Raw genomic sequence first — 17,885 nt, 5'->3', positions numbered from 1 at the left:
AGAAAAAAGTTAAAATCTGAATATTCTGATCATATTAATGCACCACTAGTGATTTCCCATATGCTTTACACGAGAAGCGATTTCTTTATGACGTCCATGAACCATAGGACGAGCTTGTGGGTTGCCTAGATATCCGCATGTCCTTTTAACAACATCACAAGTTTTAGGATCATGATTTCCACATTGCGGGCATTCAAACCCTTTTTCTGTTGCTTTAAAATCACCTTCAAAACCACATTCATAACAATGATCGATAGGTGTATTAGTTCCTAAATAGCCAACACGATCGTAAGAATAATCCCAGACAGCCTCGAGTGCTTTTGGATTTTGCTGTAAAACAGGGTATTCGCAGTAATGAATAAAACCACCTGAGCAGTATTTTGGATAATCCTTTTCAAAATCTAATTTTTCAAATGGCGTAGGATCCTTACGAATATCATAATGAAAGCTGTTAGTATAATACTCTTTGTCTGTGATGTTTTTTACTGTGCCAAACTTTTCGGTATCTAAACGGCAAAAACGATCAGTTAAGCTCTCACTCGGTGTGCAATAGACGCTAAAGTGATACCCATATTCGTCTCCCCATTGGTCGGTATTATTTTTAAGCTTTTTGACAATGTCTAAGGTAAAGTTTTTAGCTTTTTCATTACTTTCCCAGTTTTGTCCATAAAAAGCTGATGCTACTTCATATAAACCGATATAACCAAGTGAAACAGTTGCACGTTTATTTTTGAATAGTTCATTTACCGATTCTTCGCGCCCTAGACGTTTACCAAAAGCGCCATACATATACAAAATAGGAGCATTTGCAGGATTTGCTTGTTTACAACGCTCTACCCGATAAACTAAAGCGTCCTTTGCAATACTTAAACGTTCATCTAAAATTTTCCAAAAATTTTCTATATCGCCTTCTGCTTGCATGGCTATACGCGGTAAGTTTATCGTAACTACGCCTAAATTCATACGTCCAACATTGACCTCTTCGCCTTGCTCATTTTCCCATCCCTGTAGGAAGGAACGACATCCCATAGGAACTTTAAAACTACCTGTTAATTTAACGATTTTGTCATAATTTAAAATATCTGGATACATTCTTTTCGTAGCACATTCTAAAGCTAGTTGTTTTATGTCATAATTAGGATCTTCAGGATTTAGGTTGGTCCCACTTTTGATACTAAAAATCAATTTAGGAAAGATCGCTGTGCGCTGCTCGCTACCTAAACCGTTGATTCTATTTTGCAAGATCGCCCGTTGGATTTCTCTAGCAAACCAATCTGTGCCCAAACCAAAGCCAACAGAAGTAAAAGGTGTTTGGCCATTTGAAGTAAATAAGGTATTGATTTCATATTCTAGACTTTGCATGGCGTCAAATATATCTTTTTTTGTTTTTTTCATGGCGAATTCTTTTTGTCGTGTCGGATCTTCAATCCAAATTTTTGCTTCCTTCAAATGTTTCTGATAATTCAATTTAGCAAAAGGGGCTAAAGTTTCATCTAAGCGATCGGCAGAACAACCACCGTATTGACTGGAAGCGACATTTGCAATAATTTGTGAAATTTGCGCTGTTGCCGTTTGAATAGACTTTGGTGGCTCAACTTCAGCATTTCCAATTTTAAAGCCATTGTTTAACATGCCTTTAAAGTCAATCAAACAGCAATTTGTCATCGGAGCATAAGGTTGATAATCTAGATCATGATAATGAATGTCCCCTTTTTGATGAGCATTTGCTACATGTGGAGGTAACATTTTAAGGCCGATTGATTTTCCAACAATACCAGCAGTTAGGTCTCTTTGTGTATTGAATACATCGCTATCTTTATTGGCATTTTCGTTGACTACCGTTTTTTCTTTGCCCATTAACTGATCAATACTAAAGTTGATATCAGTTGCTTGGCTACGTTTAAAATCTCTTTGCGTTCGATAGTTGATATATTCTTGAGCTAGTTCATATTCGTGGTTTTCTAAAAGTGTATGTTCAACGATATTTTGGATCTCGTAAATTTTAACATTTTGTTGAAAACGATAATTGATTTCACTAATTACTTGTTCTACGATTCGATTGATATGTTCATAATCGAGTGGAGATAAGTTACCTTCTAGGTGCTTTTTAGCTTTTAGCAATGCATCATAAATTTTTTGTGCGTTAAAATTAACTAAACGACCATCACGTTTGATTACTTTCATATCTGAAAGTTGAGAAGATAAAGAGATACTTTGCTCACTATTTCTTTTTGTCGTCATCAAATGGACCAACTCCTTTTTTGTATTCAACTATTATCATAATTTATTTATAAGAGAAAATCAACAATATATTGTATTTAAACAGTTGATAATAAATCATATGCACTATATATTGTATATGTAATTTGTGAAAGATCATTAAATAATAGCTTCGTGCTAGTACTTATGCTGACGTTTGAAAAATCACAAAGTAAATCAATTTGTAAAGTTATTTGTTCGTTGATAAACTAAAAACATGTTACAATAAGTAAGTGTATAAAAAGGAGGAAAAAGAAAATGATCTATGTGCCAAATGAAAACAACGACCCGCGAGTTAACTTAGCTATTGAAAATTACTTACTTGATAAAATGAAAACGGATGAGCCGATTCTTTTATTTTATATCAATGAACCCTCAATTATTATAGGTCGTAACCAAAACACTTTTGAAGAGATCAACCAGGACTATGTCGATGAACATGGGATTCATGTGGTAAGACGTCTTAGTGGAGGCGGTGCTGTTTACCATGATTTAGGTAATTTAAATTATAGTTTTATTACACCAGACGATGGCAACTCTTTTAGAAATTTTGCAAGATTTACTGAACCTGTAGTAAATGCACTTCATGATATGGGTGTTGAAGGGGCTCGTCTTAAAGGTCGTAATGATTTAGTGATTGATGATATGAAGTTTTCCGGTAATGCGATGTATTCAACTAATGGCAGAATGTACGCACATGGTACTTTAATGCTTGATAGTGATAAAAACGAAGTAACTAATGCTTTAAAGGTTCGTAAAGATAAAATTGAATCAAAAGGGATTAAGTCCATTCGATCACGAGTAACTAATATTAAGCCTTTCTTGCCTGAGGAAAATCAAGATATGACGACTGAAGAATTCAGAAACGAAATTTTATTGAAAATCTTTGGCGTAGACTCTGTGGATGAAGTGAATACTTATGAGCTGACAGAAGATGATTGGAAGAATATTAAAGAATATACCAACAAATATTATGGAAACTGGGACTGGAACTATGGACACTCACCTGAGTTTAACGTTGAACGTTACGAACGTTTTTCTATTGGTTCAATTGATATACGTTTAAATGTTAAAGAAGGTAAAATTGCAAATGCTAAGATCTATGGTGATTTCTTTGGACTAGGTGATATTAAGGATGTAGAAGAACAGCTGATTGGTACTAGATATGAAAGAGAAGATTTGAAAAAAGTAGTGGACACCATTGACGTTAAGAAATACTTTGGTGATATGGAAAATGAAGACTTATTTAATCTAATCTATTCAATTAAATAAGTTATAAACAACTGTGCGGCTTTAATGGAAAGGCGGAATGTAAATGTCTACTGTTAAGATCAATCAACAAGAACTTTTTCCCATCGGTCTAGGTACATGGCATATGGGAGAAGACCCAGCAAAAAAAGGGCAAGAGTTAGAAGCTTTAAAAACTGGCATAGAACATGGCGCTGTTGTCCTTGATACTGCAGAAATGTATGGAGATGGTGGCTCTGAACTTTTAGTAGGAGAAGCACTTCAATCTTTTAACCGCAAAGATCTATTTTTGATTTCAAAAGTGTATCCTTGGAACGCTTCTAAAAAACAATTGCCTGTCAGTTTAGATAACAGCTTAAAAAGATTGGGCACGGATTATTTGGATCTTTATTTACTTCATTGGACAGGAAATGTTCCTATTGAAGAAACAATTGAGGCACTGGAAGAAGCAAAAAAGGCAGGAAAAATCAAGGCCTGGGGCGTTTCTAATTTTGATGTAAAAGATCTAGAAAAAATGTATCAAAAGGAAAATAGTCAAAACTGCCAGGTAAACCAAGTCCTTTATAATTTGGGTGAAAGAGGAATCGAGTTTGATTTATTGCCTTTTATGCAAGAAAAGCAACTTCCTTTAATTGCCTATGCGCCCATGGCTGAAGGTGATCAATTAGGAGGGCAATTGACTTCTAATGCCAAGCTAAAAGAAATTGCGCAAAACCATCAAGCAACGGTTTTTCAAATGCTACTGGCTTGGAGTATAAGAAAAGGTCAAACACTAGCCATTCCGCAATCTAGTAATCCAGAACATGTTATCGAAAATATTGAAGCAGCCCAAATTCAGTTGACAGATGAAGAAATGAAACAATTGGATAAAGAATTTCCTAAACCAACTTCTAAGCAGATTTTGTCTATTATTTAAAAGGAGTCAAACAAAACAACATTAAAAAAGCGGAGTTCAGGCAATTTAGCTAGACTCCGCTTTTTGTATACAAAATTAGTATGCTCGAGCAATCCAAACAGTATGTTTTGCAGGTTTCCCACTCACAATGTCCTTCTCTTTTTTAACAGGCGCTTCAAAAGGAATGTTACGAGTCGTAAAGCCGGTCGCTTCTTTGATTGCTTCTTCTGTTTCTTCAGTACCATCCCAACCGACTAACACAAACCCGGCAGGCTTTCCTTCTTTTTGACAATTATCAATATGAATTTTTAACTCTTCTAAGGTATCAACATTGTAATATTCATTTTCTTTTATACGTTCTTGTGCTTTTTTCAATAAGCGTGGCGTCATAGCAGCAAGTTCTTCAGCTATAAAATTATTGATTTGTTCAAATGGAACTTTTTGTTTGTCCGCTACATCACGACTTTTGACCATTACATGGCTATTTTCAATGTCACGAGGTCCACATTCAATGCGGATACAAGCCCCCTTTAATTCCCATTCATTAAATTTATAGCCTGGTGTATTGTCACTATCATCCATACGTACACGATAGCCCGCTTCTTTTAGATCGCTGAAAATTTCATCTAGTTTTTCCATAACGCTAGGATTTTTCTTCCAAGGTCCTACTGGCATTAGAACAACTTGATTAGGTGCGACAGTAGGTGGCAAAACAAGCCCATTTTGATCGCCATGAGTCATAATCAAAGCACCAATAAGGCGTGTAGAAGCGCCCCAAGAAGTCGTATGAGCATAGACGTGTTGGTTTTCTTTATTTAAATAAGTGATATCAAAAGCCTCAGCGAAATTGGTTCCCATATAATGCGATGTACCGGCCTGCACAGCTTTGCCATCTTGCATCATCGCTTCGACAGAATAGGTATCAACAGCACCGGCAAAACGCTCAGAATCCGTTTTTTGCCCCTTATAAACTGGAATAGCTAAAAATTCTTCGCAAAGTCGAGCATATTCATCTAAGACATTCATCGTACGCTTATGGGCTTCTTCTTTGGTTGCATGTGCGGTGTGTCCCTCTTGCCATAAAAATTCGGACGTACGTAAAAATGGCAATGTTTTCTTTTCCCAACGAAAAACATTTGCCCATTGGTTAATTTCATAAGGAAGATCGCGATAGGAATTAATCCAATCAGAAAATGCGTTACCAATCGTTGTTTCTGAAGTTGGGCGTAGGCCTAAAGGTTCTTCTAATTTTTCATCACCTACTTCAGTGACCCATGGAATTTCAGGAGCAAAGCCTTCCACATGATCTGCTTCTTTCATAAAAAAGTTTTGTGGAATCAACATGGGGAAATAAGCGTTACGAATCCCTTCTTTTTTCAAAAATTTGTTGAATTCTTCTTGAATATGTTCCCATAGCTCATATCCATCAGGACGAAAAATGATAGAGCCTCTAACTGCGGAATAAGCCATCAGCTCAGATTGTTGTACTGTTTGTAAATACCATTCTGTAAAGTCGTTTGTTTGTTCTGCCATTGTTTTCCTCCTTGTAAAATAAAAAAACATCTCATCCTATAAAAAGGACGAAATGTGTGCATCTCGCGGTACCACCTTTATTGATCACTTTACGCGATCCAGCTTCAAAAGGATAAGGGCTTTAACCCATCTGTTCTTGGTAGGGTTCATAAAGACAGGGGCACCAAAGTTTCAGCCGAGCTTTGATTCTCTAAAAGCGTGCCTTTTATTACTAATCCAATTTCTGATTTAAGATTAATAGGAAACAAAGAAAAAAGCAAGGGAAAATTGAGAAAAGATTGCAGGTTTTTAAGGAAATACGTATAATAAAAAAATGAAAAATGCGAGGAGAGACAAATATGCAAAATGAAATGATGCATCGGCCGGTAGTTAAAACGGAACTAGTGGATTATATGCGCAGCCAGCAAAAATCATTAACAGGAAAATTAAATATAATAGAAAAAGATGCTAACAAGCGAGGCGTTCCTATTATTCCACATGAGACAGTCGTTTTTATGGAATTTTTATTAGGACAAATCAAACCACAGCAAGTTTTAGAAATTGGAACAGCGATCGGATTTTCAGCGAGTTTAATGGCCCAATATGTGGGAGGTAAAGGTCATGTTACGACAATTGACCGTTTTGATAAGATGATTGCAGAAGCCAAAGAAACTTTCCGCTTTTTAGAATTGGAAGATAAGATCACTTTACTTGAAGGACAAGCAGCCGATATTTTACCCACGCTAAAAGGAAGCTATGACTTTATTTTTATGGATAGTGCCAAATCTAAATATATCGAATTTTTACCTGACTGTCTCCGTTTGTTAAAAAAAGAGGGTGTTTTAATGGTCGATGATGTTTTTCAAGGAGGGACTATTCTACAATCTGAAAAAGAAATTCCCCGTGGTAAACGAGGAATCCATAAGAAATTAAATCAGTTTTTAGATACTGTGAACCAGCATCCAGATTTGGCCTCTTCTTTATTACCATTAGGCGATGGGGTGATGTTAATTACTAACTCAAGTTTCGCATACCCAAAATGATGATGTCCCTTTGATAGAACAACGCTGATAGTAAAATAATGGTTCGCTTGACTTTTGTTCAAAGGATACAAAAAGAACTCCTTTTGTTTTATAATGGATTTAACGACAAATCTAAAAACAAGGAGTTCTTGCTCTTATGATACACTTAAAAAACATCAAAAATCAATTACCAAATGAAATGAACGCAATTTTTTCTGAACTGAACGTCCTGAAATTTTTACGACAAACCTCTATTTGTAAGCAAAAAGGCTATTCTCCCGTCATTATTTTTACTTTTCTTTTCAGTTTAGTGTTTAAGGGCAAGACCTTGAACCAAGTCCTCAGCGGACGTGAAGCAGATCAATATATGAAGAAAGATACCGTTTACCGTTTGATGAACGATCCGCACAATAATTGGCGTAGCTTTCTGCTTCGTTTTAGTGCTTCTGTGATCGAAAAGATCCATCGATTAACAGATCCAAGTACCCATCTACGTACGCTTGTTTTGGATGACTCAACGTTCTATCGAAATCGAAGTCAGAAAGTGCCTGGTTTGGCGCGCCTTTGGGATCATGCTTTACAAAAGGGTTATAAAGGCTATCGCATGCTAACTTTAGGCTTTTCTGATGGGTACTCTTTTATTCCTATTGATTTTGGATTGCTTTCAGGTAAAAACCAAGTCAATCAAAAACAAGCGGAAAGTGATCAAAGAACGAGTGGGGCAAAACGCTTCAAAGAAGCCCAACGATCTATGCCTGATGTGGCCATTGAGATGGTGCAAAGAGCCCTTGATCAAGGCGTTTACGCCAGTCATGTGTTAATGGATAAATGGTTTACCTCTCCTAAAATGATCGATCGTTTGCATGATTTAGGCATCCATACCCTAGGTATGGCAAAAAATGGCAAAACCCAATATTTTTATCAAAGACGTTTATATAAATTAAGCGAACTCTACCAAAAGTCAATAAAGGAATACTGTCAAGAAGCCATCATTTCCTCTATTATTGTTCAGCCAAGCAGCGGGAAGACCCCCGTCAAAATCGTTTTTGTCAAAAATCGGAATAACCAAAGTGCTTGGTTAGCCCTTATGACAGATGACCTGACTTTGTCATCCCAAGAAATCGTGAAGACGTACTCGGTTCGCTGGGACATAGAAACGTTCTTTAAAGTTTCCAAATCTCTCCTTCATTTGTCACAAGAAACCCAAACGCGCAATTATCAAGCCTTGATTTGTCATACCACCATTGTGTTCACGCGCTACATCTTATTAAGTTGGCAACAACGCTGTGCCAATGACGAGCGGACCTTAGGCGGCTTATTTTATGAACTTGCTGACCAAATAAAAGAACTTGACTGGTCGGTGGCTTTATTAGAACTAATGGACATTTTGCAAGCAGTCAGTGAAAAAGCGAGTCATAAACTACAAGACTTCATTGAAAGTCAACTGCAGCTCTGGATCGATACGCTGCCCAATTATATCAAGGCTTATCTACCGAATTTGGTGTGCGAAACTTGAGTTACTAAGAAAGCAGATGAAGTGGTTCTTTAACTAAAACAATTTGAAAAATAAGTGGCGTTGCTATTTCGAAAAATATGCAAAAGAATTTGGAAAACATTAAAAAGTAATTGACATTAATAAAAGCTTTTCCTATAATTATCTTTGTTGTCAAAACCATTGTCACAGTAGCTCAGTAGGATAGAGCATTCGCCTTCTAAGCGAACGGTCGGGGGTTCGAATCCCTCCTGTGACGTTATTAATAAGCGGTAAGCCTTGATTTATAGGTGCTTATCGCTTTTTTTGTATCAAAAATGTGCCAAATTTTCTATAAATAATATTTATAATCAATGTGTTTTATGAGAAACTGAAGGAATCAAGGCAGGTGTGAAATTGGAAGACAATAATATCTTTATGTTATGTAAAAAATTTAATAAGTCAGCTTTTAAAGAACTGGATAAAAAGTATATTGTTAGAAATTTAAAGGAATCGGAAATAGAAATATGGAAAACAATTCACTTTGATACCTATGCAGATAAAAAAGATTATCGTTATATAGTAGATGAATATTATAATAATTATTTCTCTGACAGAAAAGATGAATTTTTAAATGCTTGTAAAGTTATCTGTGATGTAAATAATAATATCTTAGGAACTTGTTTTTTATGGAAAATTAGTGCAGGACTATGGTCAATTCAATGGTTTAAAGTGATTAACCAATATGCCAACAAAGGAGTTGGAAGGCAATTACTGTCTTATGTTTTAACTGAAGTTAAACTGGACTTTCCTATAATTTTACATACACATGCAGCTAGTTTTTCTGCTATAAAGTTATATGGTGACTTTGGTTTTGAATTTTTAACCGATAATTATATTGGTTCTAGAAAAAACGGTTTAAATGACTCGTTCGACTTAATAAGAAAGAATATAAAATTAAAAGAATTTCATTTTACTTCTCTTTCTGATTCAGAAAGAGAAGTGTTAGCTTCTTTTGATAGTGAAGACTTTTAAAGTATTTAGTATATAGTTAATAAAAGAAATACTAATATGTTTTATAGACAATACTAAGCTTTTTCAACTCGCGTTAGCCGTCTTTTTTCAACTTTTCATTGACGAATTCTTTGCTTTTTGATAAAGTAAGCATGTTGTAATTGTGGGCTTTCCTACAGCTACAACCGCTCTGAGCAAGTTTTAAGTGCTATGATAGCCGCTTGGGATGGCGAGTCTAAGTTTATTATTCAAGGAGGTGCACAGGTATGTACGCGATTATTAAAACAGGTGGAAAACAATATAAAGTTGAAGAAAACCAACCGATCTACATCGAAAAATTAGATGCTGAGGCTGGGGAAAAGGTGACCTTTGATGAAGTTGTTTTAGTTGGTGGCGATACGACAAAAGTTGGTAGTCCACTAGTTGAAGGAGCAAGTGTTGAAGGTACAGTTGATAAGCATGGCAAGCAAAAGAAAGTTGTCACTTATAAATACAAACCTAAGAAAAGTTCACACCGTAAACAAGGCCATCGTCAACCTTATACTAAGGTAACGATCAATGTAATCAATGCATAATTTAAGTATAAGCAGGAGCTTACAATGATTAAAGGTACTTTCAAGCGTGACAGTTCTGGAAGGATTACTTCCTATGAGATAACAGGTCATGCAAATGCAGGTGAATACGGATATGATATTGTGTGTGCAGCGGTTTCTGTTTTAGCAATTAGCACAGTTAATGGTATTGATTCATTAGCTGGTATTGAGCCGACTGTTCAGTCAGAGGAAGAAAATGGCGGTTATTTATACGTCGAAGTTCCTTCAGACAATACACAAGAACAATCCAACATTGTGCAGATATTATTAGAAAACTTATTGCTTGGTATGCAATCTGTTCAAGAGCAATATAATGACTATGTTCAATTAGAAACAACTTAATAATTTGGGAGGTGCATCGTATGTTGATGACAATGAATTTACAATTATTCGCACACAAAAAAGGTGGCGGTTCAACAGCTAACGGACGTGACTCTGAATCAAAACGTTTGGGTGCTAAACGTGCTGACGGTCAAACTGTTACTGGCGGATCAATCCTTTATCGCCAACGCGGAACAAGAATTTATCCAGGCGTTAACGTGGGTAAAGGCGGAGACGATACTTTGTTTGCAAAAATTGATGGTACTGTACGTTTTGAACGTTTAGGCCGCGAAAAAAAACGAGTTTCTGTTTATCCAGTTGCTCAAGAAGCGTAAATAAGGACAAAACAGCTTGATTTCTAAAAATGAAATCAGGCTGTTTTATTTTTTAGAGGATTTTATTATTAGGAGGTTTTATAATGAGGGATGATGTAATAACAATTAGAAAAGCGACAGCTGAGGATGCTAGTGAAATTCTAGCGATTTATGCACCTTATGTAGCAGAAACTACGATTTCATTTGAGCAGCAAGTTCTAGAAGTTGCAGAATTTGCTACACGTATTACTAAGACTTTGCCTGATTATCCTTATTATGTTGCTCAAGATAATAAACAAAATATTTTAGGTTATGCTTATGCGGATGCTTATAATTCACGTGTTTGTTATAATTTAACAGCAGAAATTAGTATATATGTAAAAAAAGATGTTGCACATAGAGGTGTGGGGACAACTTTATATGAAGTGTTGGAAGAACAATTAAAAAGGCAACATGTGGTTAATCTGTTATCAATTATTGCCGTGGGTAATCAACAAAGTGAGCAATTTCATATCAAACAAGGTTTTGAACAAGTTGGTTATTTTCCTCATGTAGGGTATAAATTTGACCGCTGGCTAGATGTGATTTGGATGCAAAAAACACTTCAGACAAATTTATGTTACCCAGGAGACTTTATCCCGTTTTCTGAATTTTAAGAGACAATTTGTTAAGTGTATAATAGGAAAAAAGCTTTTAAAGTAAAAATTAGTTATCTTTGTTTTTCAATTAATTTAGTAGCGAGGGATATATTTATTTACACTAATTGGTAATGATGAACAAAAGAAGGTATAATAAAAAAAGATGATGTGGAATTATTGTTTGGGTTTTGAAACGAGGTGAAAATCGTGAATAAAAGAATGGAAAAAATTTACCAATACATAGCACAAAAAAATAATTCTGGCACGAAAAGTGAGCCAACGGCAGTAACTACAAGTGAAATTGCTCAAGCATTGGCTATTCAAAGAAGCAATGCTAGTAAAGATTTAAATCAGTTGGTACGTGATGAGAAAATAATTAAAACAGACAGTCGGCCAGTTAAATATTTTTTAAATCAAGATATGTCTGAAGAAAAATATGTAAAAAGCTATAAACAAGAACGGGAACCTCGAAAAAAGCAACAACCACAACATGTTCAGTCATCATTTGTTTCAAGAGAGGATATTTTCTCCAATATTATTGGAATCAACGGTAGTATGAAAAATGCTGGTGAACAAGCAAAAGCAGCGATTTTATATCCTCCTAGAGGGTTGAATTGTTTGATTACAGGTCCAACAGGCTCGGGGAAAACCTACTTTGCTCATGCGATGTTTCAATTTGCTAAAGCTAATAATGTTATTGCTAGAAATAAAGAACTCATTGTTTTTAATTGTGCCGATTATGCCAATAATCCAGAACTTTTGATGAGCCATTTGTTTGGTTATGCCAAAGGCGCTTTTACGGGTGCAGATGAAGAGAAAACTGGCGTTATTGACCAGGCTGATCAAAGTATGCTTTTTCTAGATGAAATCCACCGTTTGCCGCCTGAAGGTCAAGAGATGATTTTCTATTTTATGGATCATGGAACTTATAGTCGTTTAGGTGAAACAGGCAAACATCATTCTGCTGAAGTTCGAATTATTGGTGCGACGACCGAAGATCCTAATTCTACGCTTTTGGATACCTTTGTTCGCCGAATACCGATAAACATTCAACTACCTTCTTTTGTATCACGTCCTGCTTTTGAAAAAGTTGATTTAGTCAAGGTAATGGTTTCTCATGAAGCACATCGTATTCAACGTATGATTTCATTAACTGAAGATGTGGTTAAAGCATTAATTGGTAGTGTTAGTTATGGGAATATCGGACAATTAAAATCAAATGTTCAACTTGTTTGTGCAAGAGGATTTTTGAATCATATGCATGAAGAACAAATTGATATTACTATTGAAGATGTGCCAGAAGGGATCCGTTCAGGGTTAATTTTGTTAGCTGATAATCGAGGGACATCGACGGAGCTTTCGCAAAACCTTGAATCAAAATTAGTTATCCAGCCCAATGAAGATAGTTTGAATATTCAAGCAGATTCTTATGAATTACCTTATAATTTATATGATATTATCGGAGATAAAGCAGAGTTATTAAAATCAGATGGCATCGATCAAGAAACCATTAATCATTTTATTTCAACCGATATCAATGTTCATTTAAAATCATTTTACAAAGACCACGGTTTTTCATTTTACGCAGATAATAAGTTAAGCGAGTTTGTTGATCGTAAAATTATTGAATTAACCAACCGGATTTATACGATGGTAACCGATCGTTTGGGAAATGATTTTCAATCTAATTTCGTTTACGCAATGAGCTTACATATCAGTTCTTTTCTTAAAAAACTGCAATTAGGTGAAAAGCGAGAAGTTAATGACAATATTAGAGAAATGGTTACTGCTTATCCGCAAGAGCTAGAACTAGCTCAAGAGATCCAACAATATATTGGGGAATGGTTTAATATTTTAATTCCTGAAAGCGAGATTTACTACTTGGCTGTTTTGCTGGTTTCTTTAAGAAGTGCTTCTCAAGTGGGAAGAATAGGTGTTGTTGTAGGAGCTCATGGGAATAGTGCAGCAACGAGTATGGTGGATGTGGTTAAACAATTATTAGATATTGAACAAGTAGCGGCAGTGGATATGCCCTTGGATATGCCCCCTAAGATTGCTTTAGAAAAACTAAAGCAAGCGGTGCTCTCTGTTCATGAAGGCAGTGGTGTCTTGTTATTGGTAGATATGGGCTCTTTAGTGACCTTTAATGAAAAAATTCAAAGAGACACAGGGGTGTTTGTTCGAACAATTGATATGGTAACAACACCGCTTGTATTAGAATCTGCTCGTAAAGCTTCTGTTTTTGGCACCAGTCTAGACGACCTTTATGAATCGTTAAAAAACTTTCACGGTTACAGTTTAGATTTGCTACCTACAACTTTAACAGAAAACCATCTACCTAAAGCAATCCTTGCCATTTGTGCTTCTGGCGAGGGGACGGCTGTTCATATAAAGAAAATGATTCAAGCAACGCTTAATAAAAAACAAATGACAGATATTGAGGTCCTTACTATTTCAGCTGTGGATTTAAATCAACAATTATCTAAAATTCAACAGCAGTATCAGGTGATTGCAACCACTGGAGTAGTCGATCCGCAATTGGCAGCTCCTTTTATTACATTGGAGAACTTTATTACACAAAATACCGATGAATTGATTGATAAATTATTGTTAAATAATCAGAAGCTAATTTCTGAAGAGCCGCTATCTTTTAACGAAGTGGAGACTAAAGATGTTTGCCTGAATTATTTAGAAAAAAACTTCACTTTTTTAAATCCGCAGAAATTAATCGCACCTTTATTGCAATTTACTGAAGAAATTATGGATAATTGGCAAATCCCTAGAAAAGAACAAGGTTTTTGTATTAATTTTCTTTTACATGCAGCGGGGATGGTCGAACGAGTAGTGCTACAACAACCTTTGACAGTATCTGAAGATGAGAAAGTGGGATTGCAAAATAATTCAGAATATGAAGCACTACATCTTCAAGTAACCTCATTGAGCAGAGTTTTAAATTTAAATTTCCCTGTGTCCGAAGAGTTTTACTTATTGGAGCTAATCAAACGGCAAGAAAAAGAGTAAATATGCTGAAAATACACTAAGAGATACACTAACGACACTGTATCTCTTAGTGTATTTTTTAATTTGTTTTAAAATCCTGTTATGTAAGTAGTGTATCTTTATTTTTTGGCACATAAATTGCTTCTAAATGAATGAAGGAGGTGTGGTAACTGATAAATCAATGAAATTAAGGAGGCGGTCAAAATTTGGATATCCGTTTAGCGCGTATAGACGACCGGTTAATTCATGGACAGGTCACTACATCATGGACTAAACGAACCGATATTAATCGTATTATCGTGGTCAGTGATACTGTTGCGTTTGACCATCTGAGCAAATTCCTTTTGCAACAAGCTGCACCACCGGGAATTAATGCTAACGTTGTTACTATAGCAAAAATGTTAGAGACATATAACAGCGAGTTGTTTCAGTCGCAAAAGGTTATGCTATTATTCACCAATCCGCAAGATGTAGAAAGATTAGTGCGCGGAGGAATCGTATTGAAATCATTAAATATCGGTGGGATGCGTTTTGAAAATGGGAAGCAGATGGTGACAAATTTTGTTTCGGTAGATGAAAAGGACCAAGCTTCTTTTCATTATCTGGCTAAACAAGGAATTGAATTGGAAGTTCGCAAAGTTCCAACTGATCGCAAAATTAATTTAGTTGATTTGTTGGATAAAAAAGAAAGAACAAAACAATAAAAAATTGTAAATTAGGGGGTAAAAAAATGGTAGGAATCATCCTAGCAAGTCACGGGGACTTCGCCGATGGTATTTTGGAGTCAGCGACCATGATTTTTGGCGAACAAGAAAATGTTGCTTCTTGTGTGTTAAAGCCAAGTGAAGGCCCAGATGATATAAAGAAAAAAATGGAAGACGCTATTCACTCATTTGATGATCAAGAAGAAATTCTTTTTTTGATTGATTTATGGGGCGGTACGCCATTTAACCAAGCGAATAGTTTGTTTGAAGAACACAAAGATAAATGGACGATCGTGGCAGGCATGAATTTACCGATGGTGATCGAAGCTTTTGCTTCTCGTCTTTCTATGGACTCTGCCCAACAAATTGCAACGGCTATCATCCCTAGCGCAACCGATGGGGTCAAAATAAAACCAGAAGAACTGGCACCAGCTGGAGGTAATGATCAAGCAGCGGACGATACGGGCGCACCAGAAGAACCTAAAGGCTCCTTACCTGAAGGAACAGTTGTTGGCGATGGTAAAATAGAATATGTATTAGCGCGTATTGACTCTCGTTTATTACATGGGCAAGTTGCGACAAACTGGGCCAAGGCAACAAATCCCAACCGGATTATTGTTGTTAGTGATGCTGTTGCGCAAGATAGCTTGCGTAAAAGTTTAATCGAACAAGCAGCGCCACCAGGAGTAAAAGCAAATGTTATTCCGATCGATAAAATGATCGAAGTAGATAAAGATCCACGCTTTGGTAAAACAAGAGCTTTATTGCTTTTTGAAAATCCTGAAGATATGCTAAGAACAATTGAAGGTGGTATGGATGTTCATGAGGTTAATATCGGTTCTATGGCTCACTCCAAAGGAAAAGTTGTCGTTAATAATGTTATTTCAATGGATGAAACAGACATTGAATCCTATGAACGTATGGAAGAATTGGGCGTGCAATTTGATGTACGTAAAGTACCAAGTGATTCAAGCGGGCGCCTGAATGATTTGCTTAAAAAAGCAAAAGCTGGCTTACAAAATGCCAAATAAAAAAGTAAAGAATTAGGAGGTTTATTATGTCAGATTTAAATGCAATTCAGATGTTATTGGTCGTAATTGTTGCATTTTTTGCTGGAATGGATGGGATTTTGGACCAATTTCAATTTCACCAACCATTAGTTGCATGTACCTTGATCGGACTTGTAACCGGTAATTTAGAAATTTGTGTTATGTTGGGCGGTTCGTTGCAAATGATTGCTTTAGGATGGGCAAACGTTGGTGCGGCTATAGCTCCGGATGCTGCATTGGCGTCAGTAGCTTCTGCTATTATCTTAGTTTTAGGTGGACAACAACAAGGTGGTATCTCAACTTCAATCGCTGTTGCCATTCCTTTAGCTGTAGCGGGTCTATTTTTGACAATGATCGTTCGTACACTTGCAGTTCCAGTTGTTCATGGGATGGACAAGGCAGCCGAATCAGGAAGTTATCGTAAAATTGAATGGCTGCATATATTAGCAGTTTGTATGCAAGGACTACGTATTGCAATTCCAGCAGGTGCTTTACTATTTATTCCTGCAACCACTGTTCGTCAATTTTTGGAATCAATGCCTGACTGGTTGACTGATGGTATGGAAATCGGCGGTGGCATGGTTGTAGCTGTTGGTTATGCAATGGTTATCAATATGATGTCTAGTCGTGAAGTATGGCCATTCTTCATCTTAGGTTTTGCCATTGCGGCTGTCACTGATTTAACCTTGATCGCAATTGGTGCCATTGGTATTGCTTTAGCACTTATTTATATCTCGCTTTCAAAACAAGGCGGATCTTCTGAAGGCGGCGGTGGAAACGGCGGCTCCGGCGATCCTCTTGGCGATATACTCAATGACTATTAAGACTGGTAAAAGGAGGAGATAACTCATGGCGGAAGAAAAAATTAAATTATCAAAAAGAGATCGATTAAACGTTGCATGGCGTAATACCTTTGCCCAAGGTTCATGGAACTATGAACGGATGCAAAATGGTGGCTTTGTTTATGCGATGATCCCGGCAATTAAGAAATTATATTCAAATAAAGAAGATCGTAAATTAGCGTTACAACGTCACTTGGAATTTTATAATACGCACCCATATTTAACTGCACCGGTACTTGGTGTAACTTTAGCGATGGAAGAAGAACGCGCTGGTGGCGCACCTATTGATGATGTTGCGATTCAAGGTGTGAAAGTCGGAATGATGGGGCCTTTAGCAGGGGTTGGAGATCCAGTATTTTGGTTTACTGTTCGACCAATGTTAGGTGCTTTAGGTGCTTCATTAGCAATTGGCGGTAATATTATGGGACCAATCATTTTTTTCGTAGCTTGGAACGTTATTCGTTGGGCTTTCTTATGGTACACACAAGAATTTGGTTATAAAGCAGGTTCAGCGATTACAGATGACTTGTCAGGTGGATTGCTACAAGATGTTACAAGAGGTGCTTCAATGTTAGGGATGTTTGTGTTGGCTTCGCTGGTAGAAAGATGGGTAAACATTGACTTTCAGCCAGTAGTTTCTCGGACACCTCTGCAAGAAGGAGCTTACGCTGACTGGGACAGTATCTCGATGTCCCCAGAAGGCTTACAGTCTGCTTTCCAACAAGTAGAAGAAGAAGGAAGAGCTTTATCGAGTACTGAAGTAACGACATTACAAGACAACTTAGACGAATTGATTCCTGGTCTAGCGGGTCTATTGTTGACTTTCTTGTGTATGTGGTTATTACGTAAAAATGTTTCACCAATTATCATCATTTTAGGACTCTTTGTTTTTGGTGTTGTTGGTCACGTAATTGGCTTGCTATAATATTTTATAAAAAAAGGGGGACAAAAACAGCATTCCAAAAGTTTTTGTTTTTGGGACAGTTCTGTTTTTGCCCTATCT

At 36.4% G+C, this 17,885-nt stretch carries 16 protein-coding genes, 1 tRNA gene and 1 other annotated feature; of the genes, 15 read left to right on the top strand and 2 right to left on the bottom strand.

The genetic code is table 11. The features are described 5' to 3' along the window. Positions 1-45: 45 nt before the first annotated feature. On the bottom strand, positions 46-2,241 hold the full coding sequence (gene nrdD / locus C7K42_RS10555) for an anaerobic ribonucleoside-triphosphate reductase (protein ID WP_103099861.1): 2,196 nt from the start codon (positions 2,239-2,241) through the stop codon (positions 46-48). A 276-nt stretch (positions 2,242-2,517) separates the two neighbouring features. Here nrdD and lplA point away from each other — a divergent pair, with 276 nt between their 5' ends. Next, positions 2,518-3,531: a lipoate--protein ligase gene (lplA, locus tag C7K42_RS10550; protein WP_014124111.1), complete on the top strand. Its 1,014-nt coding sequence runs from the start codon at positions 2,518-2,520 to the stop codon at positions 3,529-3,531. Positions 3,532-3,574: 43 nt separating this feature from the next. Then, the gene (locus C7K42_RS10545) at positions 3,575-4,423 is read left to right on the top strand and encodes an aldo/keto reductase (protein ID WP_061840403.1); all 849 of its coding nucleotides are present in this window, start codon (positions 3,575-3,577) and stop codon (positions 4,421-4,423) included. Positions 4,424-4,498: 75 nt separating this feature from the next. On the opposite strand, the gene proS is transcribed toward C7K42_RS10545, so the two are convergent. After that, complete coding sequence (gene proS / locus C7K42_RS10540) at positions 4,499-5,935, bottom strand: proline--tRNA ligase (RefSeq protein ID WP_103099862.1); 1,437 nt, start codon at positions 5,933-5,935, stop codon at positions 4,499-4,501. 338 nt (positions 5,936-6,273) lie between these two features. On the opposite strand from proS, the gene C7K42_RS10535 reads away from it, so the two are divergent. The 13 genes from C7K42_RS10535 to C7K42_RS10475 all read left to right on the top strand — a co-directional run bounded on the left by C7K42_RS10535 (position 6,274) and on the right by C7K42_RS10475 (position 17,807). After that, positions 6,274-6,957: an O-methyltransferase gene (locus C7K42_RS10535; RefSeq protein WP_103099863.1), complete on the top strand. Its 684-nt coding sequence runs from the start codon at positions 6,274-6,276 to the stop codon at positions 6,955-6,957. A 136-nt stretch (positions 6,958-7,093) separates the two neighbouring features. Continuing rightward, positions 7,094-8,452, top strand: a complete 1,359-nt coding sequence (locus tag C7K42_RS10530) for an IS4 family transposase (protein ID WP_124175431.1) — start codon at positions 7,094-7,096, stop codon at positions 8,450-8,452. Between the two features lie 161 nt (positions 8,453-8,613). Continuing rightward, positions 8,614-8,687: transfer RNA gene (locus C7K42_RS10525), tRNA-Arg, on the top strand. A gap of 137 nt (positions 8,688-8,824) precedes the next feature. After that, positions 8,825-9,442 (top strand): GNAT family N-acetyltransferase, encoded by a 618-nt coding sequence (locus C7K42_RS10520; RefSeq protein ID WP_050989748.1) that lies wholly within the window; start codon positions 8,825-8,827, stop codon positions 9,440-9,442. Positions 9,443-9,594: 152 nt separating this feature from the next. Beyond that, positions 9,595-9,668, top strand: a sequence feature (ribosomal protein L21 leader region). 19 nt (positions 9,669-9,687) lie between these two features. Beyond that, on the top strand, positions 9,688-9,996 hold the full coding sequence (gene rplU / locus C7K42_RS10515) for a 50S ribosomal protein L21 (protein ID WP_014124117.1): 309 nt from the start codon (positions 9,688-9,690) through the stop codon (positions 9,994-9,996). Between the two features lie 24 nt (positions 9,997-10,020). Then, complete coding sequence (locus tag C7K42_RS10510) at positions 10,021-10,356, top strand: ribosomal-processing cysteine protease Prp (protein WP_014124118.1); 336 nt, start codon at positions 10,021-10,023, stop codon at positions 10,354-10,356. A gap of 20 nt (positions 10,357-10,376) precedes the next feature. Further along, the gene (gene rpmA / locus C7K42_RS10505; RefSeq protein WP_061840401.1) at positions 10,377-10,670 is read left to right on the top strand and encodes a 50S ribosomal protein L27; all 294 of its coding nucleotides are present in this window, start codon (positions 10,377-10,379) and stop codon (positions 10,668-10,670) included. An 83-nt stretch (positions 10,671-10,753) separates the two neighbouring features. Next, a complete protein-coding gene (locus tag C7K42_RS10500) occupies positions 10,754-11,305 on the top strand; it encodes a GNAT family N-acetyltransferase (RefSeq protein WP_103099691.1) in 552 nt (183 codons plus the stop codon). A gap of 189 nt (positions 11,306-11,494) precedes the next feature. Then, positions 11,495-14,308: a sigma-54-dependent transcriptional regulator gene (locus C7K42_RS10495; RefSeq protein ID WP_234976206.1), complete on the top strand. Its 2,814-nt coding sequence runs from the start codon at positions 11,495-11,497 to the stop codon at positions 14,306-14,308. Positions 14,309-14,493: 185 nt separating this feature from the next. Next, complete coding sequence (locus tag C7K42_RS10490; protein ID WP_014124122.1) at positions 14,494-14,991, top strand: mannose/fructose/sorbose PTS transporter subunit IIB; 498 nt, start codon at positions 14,494-14,496, stop codon at positions 14,989-14,991. A gap of 26 nt (positions 14,992-15,017) precedes the next feature. Next, positions 15,018-16,022, top strand: coding sequence for a mannose/fructose/sorbose PTS transporter subunit IIA (locus C7K42_RS10485; RefSeq protein ID WP_014124123.1), 1,005 nt, complete (start codon positions 15,018-15,020; stop codon positions 16,020-16,022). A gap of 26 nt (positions 16,023-16,048) precedes the next feature. After that, positions 16,049-16,864 (top strand): PTS mannose/fructose/sorbose transporter subunit IIC, encoded by an 816-nt coding sequence (locus tag C7K42_RS10480; RefSeq protein WP_014124124.1) that lies wholly within the window; start codon positions 16,049-16,051, stop codon positions 16,862-16,864. Positions 16,865-16,889: 25 nt separating this feature from the next. Further along, complete coding sequence (locus C7K42_RS10475) at positions 16,890-17,807, top strand: PTS system mannose/fructose/sorbose family transporter subunit IID (RefSeq protein WP_103099690.1); 918 nt, start codon at positions 16,890-16,892, stop codon at positions 17,805-17,807. The last annotated feature ends 78 nt before the right edge of the window (positions 17,808-17,885 follow it).

Source organism: Tetragenococcus halophilus subsp. halophilus DSM 20339 (genome assembly GCF_003841405.1).
GTDB classification, from domain to species: Bacteria; Bacillota; Bacilli; order Lactobacillales; family Enterococcaceae; genus Tetragenococcus; species Tetragenococcus halophilus.
Note: the sequence above shows the minus strand (reverse complement) of the source record. Positions and strands in the feature narration are given on the sequence as shown.